This is a genomic window from Streptomyces sp. ME02-8801-2C (assembly GCF_033793965.1).
Taxonomy (GTDB): domain Bacteria; phylum Actinomycetota; class Actinomycetes; order Streptomycetales; family Streptomycetaceae; genus Streptomyces.
In genome coordinates this window covers 305,410-321,159 of record NZ_JARAXP010000005.1, presented here as the reverse complement: position 1 = coordinate 321,159, position 15,750 = coordinate 305,410, and the positions used below count along the sequence as shown (strand labels likewise).

At 72.5% G+C, this 15,750-nt stretch carries 7 protein-coding genes; all 7 read right to left on the bottom strand.

The genetic code is table 11. From position 1 onward, the window contains the following. Window positions 1–102 precede the first annotated feature (102 nt). Window positions 103–1,446 carry a lipase family protein gene (locus tag PV396_RS18665; protein ID WP_319205899.1) on the bottom strand — a complete coding sequence of 448 codons (1,344 nt, stop codon included), beginning with the start codon at window positions 1,444–1,446 and terminating at the stop codon, window positions 103–105. A gap of 178 nt (window positions 1,447–1,624) precedes the next feature. Then, window positions 1,625–2,137 (bottom strand): hypothetical protein, encoded by a 513-nt coding sequence (locus PV396_RS18660; protein ID WP_319205898.1) that lies wholly within the window; start codon window positions 2,135–2,137, stop codon window positions 1,625–1,627. Window positions 2,138–2,203: 66 nt separating this feature from the next. Beyond that, window positions 2,204–4,168, bottom strand: coding sequence for a hypothetical protein (locus tag PV396_RS18655; protein WP_319205897.1), 1,965 nt, complete (start codon window positions 4,166–4,168; stop codon window positions 2,204–2,206). Continuing rightward, window positions 4,165–6,423 carry a hypothetical protein gene (locus tag PV396_RS18650; RefSeq protein WP_416071439.1) on the bottom strand — a complete coding sequence of 753 codons (2,259 nt, stop codon included), beginning with the start codon at window positions 6,421–6,423 and terminating at the stop codon, window positions 4,165–4,167. Before PV396_RS18650 ends, PV396_RS18655 begins: the two co-directional genes overlap by 4 nt. After that, window positions 6,417–9,146 (bottom strand): hypothetical protein, encoded by a 2,730-nt coding sequence (locus PV396_RS18645; protein WP_319205895.1) that lies wholly within the window; start codon window positions 9,144–9,146, stop codon window positions 6,417–6,419. Before PV396_RS18645 ends, PV396_RS18650 begins: the two co-directional genes overlap by 7 nt. Beyond that, window positions 9,143–13,207 (bottom strand): tubulin-like doman-containing protein, encoded by a 4,065-nt coding sequence (locus PV396_RS18640; protein ID WP_319205894.1) that lies wholly within the window; start codon window positions 13,205–13,207, stop codon window positions 9,143–9,145. The genes PV396_RS18645 and PV396_RS18640 overlap by 4 nt, the downstream gene beginning before the upstream one ends. A gap of 149 nt (window positions 13,208–13,356) precedes the next feature. Next, the gene (locus PV396_RS18635; protein WP_319205893.1) at window positions 13,357–15,687 is read right to left on the bottom strand and encodes a VWA domain-containing protein; all 2,331 of its coding nucleotides are present in this window, start codon (window positions 15,685–15,687) and stop codon (window positions 13,357–13,359) included. Between the last annotated feature and the right edge of the window lie 63 nt (window positions 15,688–15,750).

Below are 15,750 nucleotides of genomic sequence, written 5' to 3'. Positions count from 1 at the left end.
GCCTCATCATGACAGGCGGGCCGGTCTGTGGGGCTTACGCCCCCCGTCGGCCCGCCCGTCGGCCCGCCTGTCGGTGACCCGCCGCCTCACCGCCTCACCGCCTCACGGCAGGATCGGCAGCGTCCCGCAGTTCGACTTCGCCGGCTTGCCCGACAAGCGGTCCGTCAGCCAGTTCACCGCGTTGCCCTGGTCTGTGAGTAGTGGGGTGAAGTGGTTGAGGAGTGGGCTGATCACGTTCGGCAGGATCACCGGCCTGTACGTGACGTTCGCGCCCTTCGCGCACCAGTCCTTTGCCAGTTGGCGGGCCTGGCCGTGTGGGACGAGGTTGTCGCTGATGCCCGTCGCTATGCGGATCGGGCCCGATGGGGTGAGAGTGCCGATGCGCTGGCTGTTCAGGAAGGTCTGGAGGGCCGGGGTGGAGGCGATGATGTCGGAGATGGATTTGCCGTCGGTCGTCCACTTCGTGCTCTTCGTGTAGCCGTAGCCCAGCAGGGCGTCGCCCACGCACATCGTCGACAGGTCGGTCAGGGCCGCCTTGCCCTTCGCGTTCAGGTGGGCCTCCGCTATCGGCCTCAGGGTGGGGTCCGACTGGAGGAAGCCGTTGAGCGACCAGGCCAGCGCGCCCGAGAGTTCGCTGCCGTCGATCGCCTCCGTGACGGCGGTCAGGTCGGCCGGTGGGGCCCCCGAGTAGGTGCCGGCGAGGGTGATGTCGGGGGCGTAGGCGGGCTGGAGTTCCGCCGCTGCCGCTGTGGCTCCGCCGCCCTGGCTGTAGCCGAACAGGCCCACCCGGGAGTCGGGCGTGAGTGAGGTGCCGGGGAGGGAGCGTGCGGCGCGTACCGCGTCCAGTACCGCGTGGGCCTCGTCGAGGCGGTTGACGTATGTGTGGAGGCGGTCCGTCGCGCCCAGGCCGGCGTAGTCCGTGACGACGACCGCGGTGCCGGTCGCCAGGAGGCGGTAGATGGCGACGTCCTCGTAACCGACCGAGATCGTACGGCCGTTGAGGCTCAGTGGGTGCTCCAGGCCCATGGAAGCCGCGCACTGGTCGCCCTGGCCCATCGTGCCGGGGGCCACCGCGACCAGCGGGCGTGGGCCGCCGCCCTTCCATGGCGCCGTCGGTTCGATGTACGCGCCGGTGACGGCGACCGGGGCGCCGTTCGAGTCCGTGGACTTGTACATCAGGCGCGTCGCCCGGCCGGGCAGGGGGCCGTCCAGGGTGGGGAGGGAGAGGGCCAGGGGGAGGGGTTCGGTGCGGATCAGCGCGCCGTTGGGGGTGGGGAGGGTGGTCGGTGGTGTGTAGAACGCCGGGATCTCCACGCCTCGGGACACGACCGTCTCCGTGGGGGAGGCGTCCGCTGCTGTGGCTGTGGCGGCGTACGACAGGATCTGGGCGCCCAGACAAGTCGCAGCGGTGAGCGCTGCGGCCAGGAGCCGTCTGCGTGCGGGCATGGCGAACCTCCTGTGAAGCGGGGGGCAGGAGTTGACGGCAGGGAAGCAAGGCCGACAGTGGCCTCTCCTTTACCGGGTAGTTCGCCTGGACCGTACCTACTGGTCGGTTACTTCGGGTAGCAGTCGTAAGGTTACGGTTGAGTAACTTGACTCGCTGTCTAATTGGGGGAGCCGGGCGTCACCGGTCGCAGCCCGTGGCCTCCGGTGCGAACTCCACCTTGGTGAGCCGCTCCACACCGCTGACCTTCGTGTACGTCGCGTGGGTGACCTGGTACCAGACGGCGTCCTTCGCGGTGTCGCCGTTCACGTCGTCCAGGCTCACGCACCAGCGTTCCTGACGGATCACCCGCGTGTACGTCTCCGTGCCGTTGCGGACCGTCGAGCACTTGCGGGTGCCCTTCGATCCCTTTGAGCCCTTGGTGGACTTGCACTTCTTGACCAGGTGGGGGCGGGTGGCGCTCGCCGTCTTCCGGGCGATGTGGCGGACGGCTTCGCGAAGGCCGGTGACCGTTTCCCTGGTTGACGTCGACGTCGGCGCCTGGTCCGGAATGGTCTGGTCGCTGCCGGTGACCCGGTCCGCGACCTTTCCGTCGTCACCGCCGTCGCCACCGCCACCGCTCCCGCATGCGCCGAGGGCGGCCACGAGGGCCATCGACATACCGGCCACCATCAGGCGTTTCCTGCTGGGCATGTGCTGTTCCCCGTCCGCCGCTGTCCTGAAAACGACGGTCAGCGTAGCCGCCTCACACCAGCTCCCTCACATCACCATCAGCGCGATCGCGATCAGTACGACGATCACGGCGAAGCTCACCCCCACCACACAACCCACGTTGTTCGACAGCTCGGAGAGGCGGGACATGGAGCTCGGGGATTCCGGTGCGACTGGTGAGGGCGGCGGGGGAACGGCGGCCGGTTGGGGTTTCTCCTCGCGGGTCAGGGCGTCGTGCAGCAGTTGTCGCCATACCGATGGCGGGAGGTCGGGGACCTTGCCGTGCGGCGGCGAAAGGATGCTCTGCTCGAGCCAGTTGCTCCCGATGGGGTGGGGGGACCGGCTCATCAGCTGCATCAGCTCATGCAGGTCGGGCTGATAGCGCTTGTCGCGGGCCAGCGGGGCGACGGCCCAGGTGAAGAGGTGGGCCGCCCGGCTCGCCTGGGCCGCGCCCGACATGGGGCCGCCGGGTCCTCCGTGGGGCGTCAGGTACAGGTTCTTGTTGAGTGCGTGCTCGCACAGGGCGTGTTGCATCTCCGGGGAGCGGGTGGTGAGGCGCTGGTGGGTGCCCAGTTCGGTGAGAAGCAACTCCAGTGAGTCCGGGGGGAGTTCGCCGGAGCGCAGTTCGTGGAGCAGTACGTCGTCGGGGAGTTCGCGCAACTGCGCCATCAGGTAGTGGCGTTGGGCGTTGTCCCCGCGTTCGTGGTCGCGCAGGTCCTCGTGGAGCTGGGGGAGGTGAGGGAGCTGGTGGCGATGGTGAGAGGGGCGAGGGTCGTGGGTGGGGTGAGGGTCGTGGGCGTACGGGGGTTGGGGCTCCTCGTGCTGCGGCGGTGTGACGCGGTACGGCGGCGGGGGCTGGAACTGGGGCTGGGGCTGGGGTTGTTGGTAGGGGGCTCGCTGCTCCTCGTACCCGGCTGGGCGCTCCGGCAGTTGCTGTGGGGCGGGGGGCAGCAGGTCCTTCGGTGCTGCCGGTGTAGCTGGTGTCATCGGTGTTGTTGGTGTGTCCGGGCGTCCCATGTCGGCGCGGACGGTGTCGGCGCGGCGGCGGTCCGGGCTCAGGATCCTCTTCAGCAGGTCCTTTCGGCGCTCCCAGTCCATCGTCGCGCCGTCGCTCAGCTCACCCGCCAGCTGGGGTACGCCCGCCGCGGCGTACGGGTGGGCGAGGAGGTGGTCGACCAGGCGGGACGCCGCCTGGTGTTCGAAGCGGGGGTCCGTCGTGTTGCCGCCCATGATCCTGGCCAGGGGGCCGTGGCCGCCGGTGTCCTGTTCCCAGCGGGGGACCGACGTCAGGCGCAGGGGGTGGGTGTCGACGGTGTCGTACGTCGCGAACGTCCACTCGTGGCCCGGCCAGTTGTGGAAGAGGAGGAACAGGCCCAGGTAGACCAGCGGGGCGTCGTCCTGGTTCGGCCAGCCCGGCAGCCTGCCCTTCCTCCTCGTCTCCTCCTCGCCCTCGACGAGGAACGACACCCGTTGCGCCGGGTCGCGCAGCCACTCCGCCGTCGCCAGTATCAGGGCGCCCCGCACCTTCTCGAGCCTGGCCTGCATCATCGGCAGCCGATCGAGCACGAGAGTGTCGAGCGTCGCGCATTCGATCTTCGACTTCGAGCCCGTCGCCGCTTCCGCGGACTTCCGGTTGCCCCAGCCGCCGTACGCCAGAGCCAGGCACTGCCGGGTCTTCAGCGTGCCGGGGGCGCCCACCAGGACATGGCTGATCGTGCTGGGCCGGCCCGTGCGGTCCATGGTGGGCCAGCGCTGGACGAGCATGACCTTGCCGTCGCCGGACAGGGTGCGTACGACGCTGGGGCGGGCCGCGCCCGGGCCGGACACCCACAGCAACGCGCCCAGGTCGCGGCCGAACTGCTCGGCCCGTTCCGCCGGGCAGGAGTGCGCGACCGCCTTCATGCCGGTGCCCTGCCGGCCGCCCAGGTTGCCCTCCCACCGGAAGACGATCTGATCCACCGAGGGCACCGACAGCATCGAGGACGTCCCCTGGGATTCGCTGAACTCGCTCACTTCTCTTCCCCTCCCCGTTCCCGTCCTGGTTCGCGGCCCTGTTCCCGTCCGGGCCCGCCGGCTCCGCGCGCCCCGGGTACGCCCGGTACGCCGAACTCCCCGTCGGCGGAGGCGGAGACGGGCCCGTCCGCCGGTACCGCCTCCCAGGCCGCCGCCTCGCCCCGCGCGAACGCGTCCGGGCCGCCGGGGACGTCGATCAGGCCGTGCATCGCCAGCAGGGAGAGCAGGGGTTCCAGTACGCGCCGGGGTGCCGCCCCCGCCGGATAGCGGCCCTGGTCCTCCTGTCCGCCGGTGGCCGACGCGACGTGCAGCGTGCACCGGCGGATCGCGTCGAACGGGCGCAGCCAGGCCTGCCCCGCGTGGCGCCGCAGGAACGTGTGGACGTCCTGGCTCTCCTCGCGCAGCTGGACCGGGTCGAGGGCGGTGAGGGGCCCCCGGCCCAGCCAGCGGTCGACCGGGGACTGGAAGCGCAGCAGGTCGGCCTTGGCGAGCACCATCGTGGCCGCCACCTCCAGGTACGGGCCGGTTTTCGGGAGCCGGTCCAGGACCGTCGCGAAGGCGAGGTCCCCGTCCCGGTTGACCTCGACGCCCCCGCGTTCCCTCGCGTGGTCCAACTGCGGGAGCGGCAGCGCCAGTACGGGGTCGACGACGAAGACCAGGGCGTCGATCCCGAGCAGGAACCGCAGGGCCGAGTCCGTCCGTACGAGGTCCTCGCCGCCCAGGTCGAAGAAGGCGACCGGGCGCACCTGCCCGCGGGCGTCGGTGATGAGAAGGGACTCGACGAACCGGGCGAAGCCGTCCAGGCCCACGCCGGTGGTGTGGTCGAGGACGCGGCTGTTGCGCAGGGGCTGCACCCGTTCCCGTACGAAGCGGGCATGCTGTTCGGGGTTGACGGACTGCCAGGTGAGGCCGAACGGTTCGAGGCCGCCGTCGGTGATCTCGGCGATCATCTGGGTCAGCAGATGACTCTTGCCGGTGGAGGACTGGCCGACCATCGCCACCGTCAGCGGGCGGCCGTAGGTGAGGTAGGGCACGGGGATGTAGTGCTCCTGGAAGTCCGGGTCCGCCGTGCACTTCTGGACGGCGCCCCGCATGACGTCCTGGCGGCGCAGTTTGCCGATGCCCGCGAGGTTCAGGGGCTGGTACTGCATCCGGTTGTCGGTGACGTACAGCGCGTTCAGGTCTAGCTGGATGGTCTCCAGGCAGTAGGGGCAGAGCACCTCGCTCTCACTGAGCCCCGAGCCCGCGCCCGCACCTGATCCCGATCCCGATCCCGCGCCCGCCCCCAGTGGGTGGGGGGACACGGGTGCCTGCCGTTTGGCGCGCAGTGCCTGTTCGAAGACCTCGCGGTCCTGGCGGGCCTCCTCGGCGGGCGGGGTGAGCGTGGTGCGGCGGGCTGTTCCCGGGGACAGCAGGTCGAGGAGCTGGGCTGGGGTCGGGCGGGCGCTCGCCCGGGGGGCGAAGGCCTCGCGCAGGGTCTCGTCGAGGACGCGGTGTTCGGCCAGGTCGGCGGGGGCCCGGTCGGGGTGGCCGGGGCGGCCGGTCACCAGGCGGTAGAGCACCTGGGCCGCGCTCCACACCGCGTCCCGGGAGTCGACCTCGCCCTCGCCGCGGCGCTGTTCGGGGGACGAGTAGGGGGCCCGGCCCCACGGGGTCCGGGGGCGGCCGGTGCCGACGACTCCCTCCAGGCCCCAGAGCTGGAGTGAGGTGCCGTCCCAGAGCACGGTGGCGGGCGAGATGCCGCGCGGGACGAGGCCCTGGCCGTCCAGCAGGCACAGGGCGAGCATCAGGTCGCGGGTGAGGACGCGTTGGTCGGTGGACGACATGACGTGGGTCTTCGCGGCGGTGGCGCCGCGCGGCGGGTCGTACAGGAGGAACGGCTCGGCGGTGTCCAGCTCGTAGCCGATGAGCCGGGGGAAGAGCGGGGCGTACTCCGTGCCCTCGACGAGCCGGTGCAGGCGCAGCGCGGTGCCAGCCTCGGTGTCGAGGAGGGCGCGGGCGGCCGGTTCCGTCGCGTCGGCGGCGGAGAGGCGCACTTGTACGCAGCGCTGGCCCTGGCCCTGGTCGTCGAGGAGGGCGTTGCGGATCAGCGGGGGCAGTTGCGGGTCGCGCCGCGACTCGGGGCCGAAGCGGGCCCGGGCGACCCGGCGGCGGCCGGAGGGGGTGCTGAAGCCGAGCTTGGCGTCGGCGGGACCCTCGGGACCCGCCGACCGCTCGGGTCGCTCCGGCCTGGGGTGGGTGGCACTGGTCACCAGCGGTCGCCGTCCCCTCGGTCGTAGGCACCGTCGTGGGCGCTGTCGTGGGCGCCGCCGTAGGGGCTCTCGTACGAGCTCTCATAGCGGCTCTCGTACCGGCTTTCGTACGGGCTGTCGTACGGGCCGTCGTGTCCGTCCCCGTCGCTGTCGTGGCGGGGGCGGAAGGTGTCGACCACGCCCGAGCGCAGCGGGGTGAGGCGCAGCAGGCCCGCGTACCGTCCCGACGACGTCCACTCCACCTCCTCCGGCCGGCCCGAACCGTTCGTACGCCAGACCTTCTCGACCTCGTCGCGTACGGCCAGCGGCGCGAACCTGATCCACAGCGCGGCCCCCGGGTCGCGGCTGAGCAGCGAGCCCTGTTCGGGTGAGGACAGCTGGACGACGGCCTGCCGGTCGGTCTCCGCGCCGACCAGTCCGGCCAGCACCTGCGGGTCGGTGCCGAGCAGGTTCGCCGGGGCGGGCCGGGTGCGGCGGGCGGTGGGGAAGGGTGGCGCGGCCAGCACACCGTTGGCACGGAGGTGCCTGCGAGCCGTCGACAGGAGTTCGGCGACGCGCCCCTCGATCCGGGTCGCGGCGAGCGTGCCCGCCTGGCCGCGTTCCACGGCGCCCCAGTAGGACCGCATCGCCTCCATGGCGGCGTCGGCGAGGTCGGAGGTGAGGGTGGCGACCAGCTCCGGGCCGCCCTCGGCGGTCTCCCGGTCCAGCCAGAGCGGTGTCCGGTCGACGCCGTTCGGCCGCGCGGCGTCGGGCTGGGCGGAGTGCGGCCTCCTGGGGGGTACGGGGGTGTCGGCGTCGTCCGCCGGGTCCGTGGCGTCGGCGGGGTCGTCCCAGGACGGGGCGTCCGGCCAGGCGTACGCGCTCATCCAGTCGTCGTCGCCCTTGTCGTCGGCGGGGCCGTCGCCGGTCCCCGAGAACGCGTCCGGGGTGCTCGACAGCCAGTCGTCCGCCGCGAACTCCCCTTCTCCGTACGTGTCGTAGGCGCCGCCCCGGCCGCCGACGGTCGCCGCCCGCTCGGGCTCGGGGACCGCCTCGGCCTCCGCCGCTGCAGCCGTCGCCCGCAGCACACCGGCGACGGAACGGGCCGCGTCGGCGCAGTTGAGGCGTTCCTCGACGGCCCAGTGCTCCTGGACGCCCTTGGCGAGCAGGGCGTCGAGGCCGGCCAGGGCTCGGCGGAGTGCGGCGGTGGCGTGGCCCGGGGCCCACGCGTCGGCCGCGCCGCGCCACAGGCGGCGGGCTGTTTCGGCCGCCGCGCACAGGCCGAGCAGCAGGCCGGATGTGCTCAGCCAGGGCGCGGGGTCGGTCGCGTGCGCGACCAGTGCGCCGGTCAGGGCGCCGGCCCAGGCCGCGAGCTGTGGGCCGAGGGCCCACCGGCCGGGTCGGCCTGCGCCGCGCAGTCGGGATGCGCCCAGGAGGGCGACGGCGAGGAAGAGGAGCGGGATGATGAGGGCCAGCGCGAGCGTGGGGCCCTGCCACAGTGCGCCGAGCAGCCCCGCGACGGCGGCCACCGCTCCGGCCGCGAAGGGACTGCGCACCGGGTCGCCCGGCTCTCCGGACTCCCTGGCCACCGCCTCCGAACCGAACCCCGCGAGTTTGGGGAGGAGCGCTGAACCCGGTACCGGTTCCACTCGGCCCGCCAGGGCCGTGAACCTCTGGGCCATCGAGCGCAGGGCGAGGCCCTGGCCGAGGAGTTTCTCGGCGTATTCGCGCAGGCCCTCGCCGATCCGGTCGCGCATGCCCTCCGTTGTGGGCAACCGCAGCCCCAGCTCGGTGAGTTGGGCAGCCGCCTCGGCGGTCGAGGACGCCGTGCCGGAACCGGTGCCGCTGGTCAGGGCCCTGCGGACGAGTGCCTGGTAGTCGTCGAGGGCCTGGCGGGCCTGGTCCAGGTCCGCCTCGAAGGTCGTCCGGCGCGTGGGACGCAGCAGACCGGGCAGGGTACGCAGGCCGGCCAGCGCCTCGTCCGCGTAGTCGAGGGCGTCCGCGCAGGCACGGTAGGCCTCGTCGGCCAGGCCGCCGGGCTGCCGGTGCCGCTGATCGCGTCCGCCTCGGCCGGCCGCCAACACCCGTAGTGGTTCCGGGAGATCGGCGCCGAACGCGACGGCCGCCGGTGCGGCGTGGTCGGTGTCCTGGCCGGCGAAGCGGGTGAGCGCGTCGCGCCAGGCCCTGTCCCGTACGTCGGGTGGCAGATCCTGCTCCAGGAGGCGTACGCCGGGTGCGGCGACCGCGTCGGGCAGTGCGGTCAGGTCCGTCAGGACGCGCTGGTAGACGTCCGGTACGGACAGCACGTCCACCAGGACGGACAGCGCGTCGGGGTCGTCGTGCGCGGGATGCTCGGCCGCCGTGCGCGCGGAGCGCAGGTCGCCGGCCCACAGGATCGCCGTACGGTCACTGCGCAGCACGGCGGGGCGCAGCAGCCGTCGGTCGGGGCGGAACGCCTCGTCCTCGCCGGCGTACGAACCGGGCGCGCTGCCCACCAGCAGGACCAGGATCCTGACCTCGCCCACGGCCCGGTAGGCGGCGAGGAGTTCGTACTGGCGCTGGTGGTCGGTGAGACCGGCCGGGGTGTCGGTGACCAGGAACAACGGGTCCTCGGGCTCCGGCTGCCCGGCCTGGGCGAGCCGGCGTGCGACGCGGGCCCGCAGTGCGGGGGCGGTGTCCAGTTCCGCCGCCCCGGCGCGCAGGTCGAGCGGGATGACGACAGGGCCGAAGCCCGGGGGCACGCTCACTGGGCGTCTCCGTCCCAGGGAGAGCTGTCGCCGTCCCGGCGCTCGTACCGGTGAGGTGCGTCGGGATCGTCGTCGGGCTGGTCCCAGGGGGCGGAGGGGCGCTCCGCGCCGTAGGGGGACCCGTTGACCCGCCCGTCGTCACGCCGGTCACGCTCCTCGGAGGACCGTGACCCGCCGCGGTACGCACCTGCGGTGCCGTAGTCGTCGGCGTCGGGGTCATCGGGGGCCGAGTGTGAACCGGCTCCACGCGTACGAGAGTTGTCGTCGTCCTCGGCGGAGAAGCGCGACTTGCCGGCGTAACTGCCGGCCGTGCCGTAGTCGTCATCGCGGTCTCGGTCGCGGTGGCGACCGTCTCCGCGAGTGTCGCCGTCCCCCGCTGCGGAGCGTGAACCGCCGCCGTGAGCACGGGTGTTGTCGTCGTCCTCGGCAGAGGTGCGTGACCTTTTCCCGTAGCCGCCGGCGGTGCCGTAGTCGTCGCGGTGGCGACCGTCTCCGCGGGTGTCGCCGTCTCCGGCTGCCGAGCGTGAACCGCCGCCGTGAGCACGGGTGTTGTCGTCGTCCTCGGCAGAGGTGCGTGACCTTTTCCCGTAGCCGCCCGCGGTGCCGTAGTCGTCGCGGTGGCGACCGTCTCCGCGGGTGTCGCCGTCCCCGGCTGCGGAGCGTGAACCGCCGCCGTACGCACGGGAGTTGTCGTCGTCCTCTGCTGAGAAGCGCGACCTGCCGCTGTGGCCCTCGTCGCCGCGCCCGCGGTCGTCGTACCGCTCCTCGTAGTCGTCCTCCGACGTGCGGCGGGTGCGGTCGGCGGGTTCGGGGTTCGGGGTGCGGGGTGGTGTCGTGCCCCAGTCGTCCTCGTCGTCGGCCGGGCGGCGGGGGGTCTCCCGTTGCGGGCGGCGGCGTGCGGTCGGGGTGCCTCCTCGGACGTGTTCGAGGAGCGTGCGCAGGGTCGGCTGGACCGCGCGCTGGTCGCCGAACTCGGTGTCCAGGGCGGCCGGGAGGGTCTCCGCCCAGAACTCCCACAGGGGCCGCACCCAGCCCTCGACGCGTTCGCCGTCGCGTTCGCGGCGTTCCGCGAGGAGTTCCAGCTGGCGTGGGGCGATCTTCTCGACGAGTTCGACGAACAGGGGGTGCGGCTCGCTGCCGCTGCGGGTCAGGCCCGTCGGCTGGGCGCCCATCAGTTCGCGGCAGTAGTCCTCGACGGTGCGTTCGTCGTCGAGGACGGTCCAGCGTTCGTAGGAGCGGAGAAGTTCCGCCCAGCTGGAGACACCGCCCGGGAAGTCGCCCAACCGTAGGCGCACGCCCGGTACTTGGGGGCCCTGCTCCGGGTGCAGACGCAGTCGGACGCGGTCCGGGGACGCGGTCTCGCCGTCGACGACGTCGACCTGGCCGTTCCACATGCAGCACAGCAGCCGGTGCAGGATGACGCGGCGGTCCTCCTCGCCGCTGACCATCCAGCTGTCCCGGTAGCCGAGCCGCTGGCGCCAGCGCAGGACGTCCTGGGCCTGCTCGTTGTCCTTGGCCCTGGCCCACTGGCGCAGCACCTTGCGGGCCTCGGGGACCTGGGTGAGGCTCATCTCGCTGCGGAAGAGGACGACCGTCACCGAGTCGCTCTCAACTCCCCTGTACTCAACGGAGTTCCGCGCGTCGGAGGGCAGGCGCAGCGCCTTGCCGAGGTACTGCTCGACCTCGTCGACGGCCTCGACGCGCGGGTAGGTGACCAGCACCCGCAGGGGTCCGGTGCCCTCCGGGGTGAAGCCGACCGGCAGCAGCCCGGTCAGTTTGCGGCCGAACAGGTCGAGGGCCTCCTTGCTGACCTGGTCGGTGGCGTCGGAGTCGCCGGCGGCTGCGGCCAGCAGGGTGCTCATGGACGGCAACAGGGGCCGTTCCTCGAGCCGTTCACCGCCCTCGGCGAACAACCGCGTGATGCGGCCCTCGAGTTGGGCCTTGACGACCGACACCGCGCTGTCGGGGCTGCGCCTGCTGAGCGCGTGGACGTCACGCCAGGTCTCCCCGTCGACCAGCTTGAGCAGCAGTGCCGCCGCGTCCTCCGTCTCGCGCAGGCCCTCGCGGCGGATCAGCCTGGTGACGAGGTCCTCGTAGAAGTGGTTGAGGGTGCGCTGGGGCGGCAGGAGGTACGAGATTCCTGTGCGGTCCTCGTACAGTTCGAGGCCCTTCTGCGCGGACACCTTGCGTTCCTGGTCGCTGTGCGCGCGGAAGGCGTTGACGAGGCGGGCGATGTCCGCGCCGGCGGTGTCGGCGGCGGCCCGCCAGTGCTGCTGCTGTTCGCGCCAGGCCTCGTGCCAGATGGTCCGGCAGCGCCACTGGTACCAGGCATCCTGTTCCTGGAGGGCGGCCTGGACGTCGTCGTCGCCCCAGCGGGCCGGTGACATGCCGGCGAGCCGGCCCTTGATGCGGGGGATCTTGGGCGGCTGGTCGGTCATGCCCGGCGGGCGTTGCGGGGCGCGGGAGCGGTTGTCGAGCATGCCGAGGAAGCCGAGGCGGGCGATCGGGTCGTCGGTGTCGGTGGCGGGAACGCCGCGCACGACGCGGTCGGCGTGGAAGGGGTCCACGTTCAGGAGAAGCTTGTCGATGGCGGGGCGCGGGGAGAACCGGTCGGCCATGGTGGCGGCGGAGCGTTCGGTGACGGACCGCAGGTCGGCCAGCAGCCGCTGCATGTCGGAGAGGCGCTCGCCGAGCGCCGCCTCGACGGCCTTGCCGCCGCGCGGCAGCGGTTCGGGGTCCAGGACGGGCAACTGCCGCCGCTCCCACAGCTCTTCGAGGTGGGAGTCGGCGAACAGCTGCCGGATCATCGGCACGGTCGTCTCGCGCAGCGAGGTCCGGGGCCGTTCCACGAGGTCGGAGACGGCCTCGCGCAGCATCCGGCCGGCGACCAGGTCGGCGAGCTGGTCCATGGGGACGGTCATCGACGCGACGAGGCTGGTGGAGACGCCTTGGCGGCCGATGCCGGTGGGGGACAGGGCGCTGCGGTGCACGCCCCGGTTGATGAAGCTCGCGGCGAAGGTCTGGAAGTCGTCGTCGCTGACGGTGGTGCGGCCCCGGGTGCGGGTGTCGCCGAGTTCGGTGCCGATCAGCGACATCACCAGGGACACGATGGAGCGGCGCAGGTCGTCGGCGCGGATACCGGCGGTCGGGCTGAACAGGAACGAGGTGGGCAGGATGCCGGTGCGCAGCCGGATCGGCTGGGTGCCCGGGTAGCGGACGCCGAGCCCGGCGCTCTGGTCGAGGTCGCCGATCTCGGCACCCTCGGTCGGCGCGTTCTGCCCGTCCACGAGCCGGAACAGGTCGACGAGGGCGCGGGCCGCGTTGAGTTCGGCCTCGCGTCCGCCGCCGGTGGCGGAGTTGAAGGAGGACGGCATGACGACCAGCGGGTAGATCTTCACGCCGTTGAACCGGCGCAGCTGGAAGGCGTGGTTGATGAGGTGGAGGTAGTCCAGGAAGATCCCGGCACCTGTTCCGCCGGCCACCGAGAAGGCGACGAACACATCGCAGCCGGTGACCTTTCCGCCGCCCAGCTCAGCCAGTTCGCCACCGGCTCTGGCCATCGCGTCGATCGCCTGGAGCAGCGGGGTCAGCACCGGGTTGAGGCCGTGGCGGAGCGTCGCGAACAGGGCGGCACGCCCGACGGTCGGCAACTGCCCGGCGCCGTTGTGGAGCGGGGTGACGCGGGGTTCGTCGGTGCGCGGAGGCAGCCAGTCGGCGACCTCGCCGCGCATGCTGGCCCGGAGCATCTTGGTGACCTCGGGCGAGCTGTCGAAGTTCGGCAGCAGGTCGTGGGTGGCCCGTGAGGTGCGGGAGTAGGCGGCGCGCAGCGACGGGTCGACGTTGAACTGCGGCAGCCGCATCAGGTCCGACTCGCTGTAGTCCGCGTACACGAACTGGAGGCAGTCGGGCAGCTGGTAGGGGGCGTTGCCGCTGAGCCGGTTGCTCAGGGCCGAGCCGTCCGGGCCGCACAGTTCGGCGCGCAGCCTGCGTTCCAGCTCGGCGCCGACCAGGCCGCCGGTGCCGCCCAGGCCGACGAAGAGCATCGGCTGGAAGATCTTCATGGGTTTCCTCCCCGCTCACGGCTGGGCCGCGTGTTCGTGCTTGGTAAGTCGGGCGTGCGCTCGGTATGTCCGTGGGTGGGGATGCTGCGGCGCCGTTGGGGCTGGTCGCGCAGTTCCCCGCGCCCCTGAAGGGGGGGCCTGCGGCCCCTTCAGAGGTATGTCTGGTCGTAGGTGTTCGTGTTGTTCTGTCCGCCGGTGTCGGTGCCGGGGGCGGTGGCTGTGGGGGGTGGGCCGCTCTTCTGCCTGCGGGGCTTGTGGGTCTCCTCGCCGAGGGCGAGGCTCAGGCCGTCGGTCAGTTCGACCGGGGCGTTGGCCGACAGGGCGTTCCGGCCGCCGCCGCGCCGGCGCAGTACCGCGCCTCCGTTGGGGTTGCGCTGGACGGCGTACGGGCCGTGGGCGCGGCGTTCGATACGGGGGCTGATGTGGGCCTCGGCGACGCCGAACTCGTACCACTGCTTCTGTCCGGACCCGGCCACGTGTTCGCCGGGCAGGAACTCGCCGTGCTCGTCGACCAGCCGCAGCACCAGCCCGCGCGGGTCGCGGCGGGCGCGGCGCAGGCGCAGCAGGGCGAGGACGGCCGCGACGGTCAGCGCGATCACGACGGCGGCGGTCAGGAACCCCCACCAGTACTTGTCCCAGATGCCGGGCTCGGGCGTCACGTGCACGGACAGCGGGGCGCGTACGAGGTCGAGGTCGTCGTCGGTGGTGTCGACGACGGTGACGTTGCCCGCCAGGGACAGGCCGTCGCCGGTGAGGCGGTCGCCGAAGACGTCGGCGGGGGCGACCGCGACGGTGACCTCGCGGGTGCCGGACTCGCCCGGTTTCAGGGTGAGTTCGGTCGGGGTGACCGTGAGCAGGCCCGCCTTGAGGTCGGTGACGGACAGCTTCAGGGTGTGCGGGGTGTCGCTGGTGTTGTGGACGTCGAGGGTGCCCGTGACCCTGCCGCCGGGGTGGGTGTCCGCGACGGGCATCTCGAGGGCGGCGGTGACGGGCAGGTCGGCCGGGGCGACCCGGCCGCTCACGCTGCGCTTGTCGGCGCGCAGGCCGGTGGCGGTCAGCGCGGCGGTCACCTCCAGCGCGCCGTGGGCGTCGGCCGGGATCTCGGCGGTGCCGGTGAACGAGCCGTCGCTGGCCTTCTCGTCCTTGCCCTTGCCGTTGTCGGCGAGGGTCAGCGCGACCGGGGCGAAACCGTCGCCGGTCAGCTCGCTCTTGACGCGCAGTCCCTCGTAGTCGCGGGGATCCTTGATCTGGTAGCCCTCGCGGGTCTGGACCCGCATCGTCACCGTGACCTCGTCCCCGGCGCGCGGGGAGGGCGGGTTCATGCTGAGGGAGCCGCCGAGTTCGCCCTGCCACAGCACGCTGACGGCGACGGGCAGCGAGCGGTGCCCCTTCGGGGCCTCGGCCTTCACCTTCCACACGCCGGGCAGCGGGTCGACGACCTTCAGGGCCTCCACCATGCCGCTGCCGCCGGCCAGTTCGAAGGTCGAGCCGTGGTGGGAGCCGGAGGTGGGCACCTTGTCGCCGGCCGGGTCGAAGTAGGTGATCCGCACCTCGGGGTCGCCCTTGTCGACGACGATGCTGCCCACGGTCGCCAGCGGGGAGATACCGATCTCGAAGGTCGTGGGCGGGCGCTTGGGGGCGGGTCCCTTCTCGTGCCGCATGCAGTGCGCGGCGGCGAAGATCCGCTCCAGGTTCGAGCCGACGTCGGCGGCCCCGCCGACCTTCACTGCCTTCGGCTTGGCGGAAGGGAGTTCGGTGCAGCCCTTCTGGTAGCCGCCGGCGGCGATCCTGGCGAGCTGCGCGCTGTCCGGCTCCGGTCCGAAGCCGAGCGGCCAGATCTGCACGCCGTTCTCGGCGGCTTCCTTCAGGGCGAGCGTCAGCCTCCGTTCGCCCTCGGCCGCGCGGTGCGCCGGGTCGCCGTAGTCGGGGCTGTCCTCGACGTCGAGTTTCCCGTCGGTGAGCAGGAACAGCACCCGGGGTTCCGACGGGTCGGTGCCGTTGGTGAGTTCGTGCACGCCCTGGCGGATCGCGCTCGGGAAGTCGGTGCCGGCGCCCTCGCTCTTGTCGCGCTTGCGCAGCTTGCCGACGCAGGCGCCGATCGTCTCGCGGCCGGCCGCGTCCAGCGTGGTGCGCGGGCACACCGGGTCCACGGCGCCCCGGCCCTTGCCCTCGTCGGCGGCGAAGCCGAACACTGTGACGTGGGAGGACGAGGACACGTCCCCCAGCGCGATCCGGGCGGCGGCGGCCTTCTCGACGGCCATGTCCGCGTCCTCGAGGCTGGCCGACTCGTCGACGGCGACCACGTAGTTGACCGCCGGGAAGGCCGGTTCGGACTGCGCCGCCGGTACGGCGTCCTGACCGGGGGACCGACCGGTGGGCGCCGACAGGGATATGAGCACCGCGGTGGCGCCCAGCACGGCGAGCGCGGCACGGCGCGCCCCGCCCCTTCTTGTCTCTCGTACTCCGTTGACTCGTCCCACTCGTCCCACTCGTCCCACGGCCGTCCCCTGTTTCCCGTTTTCCGTTGTTCCTGGATCGTCGCT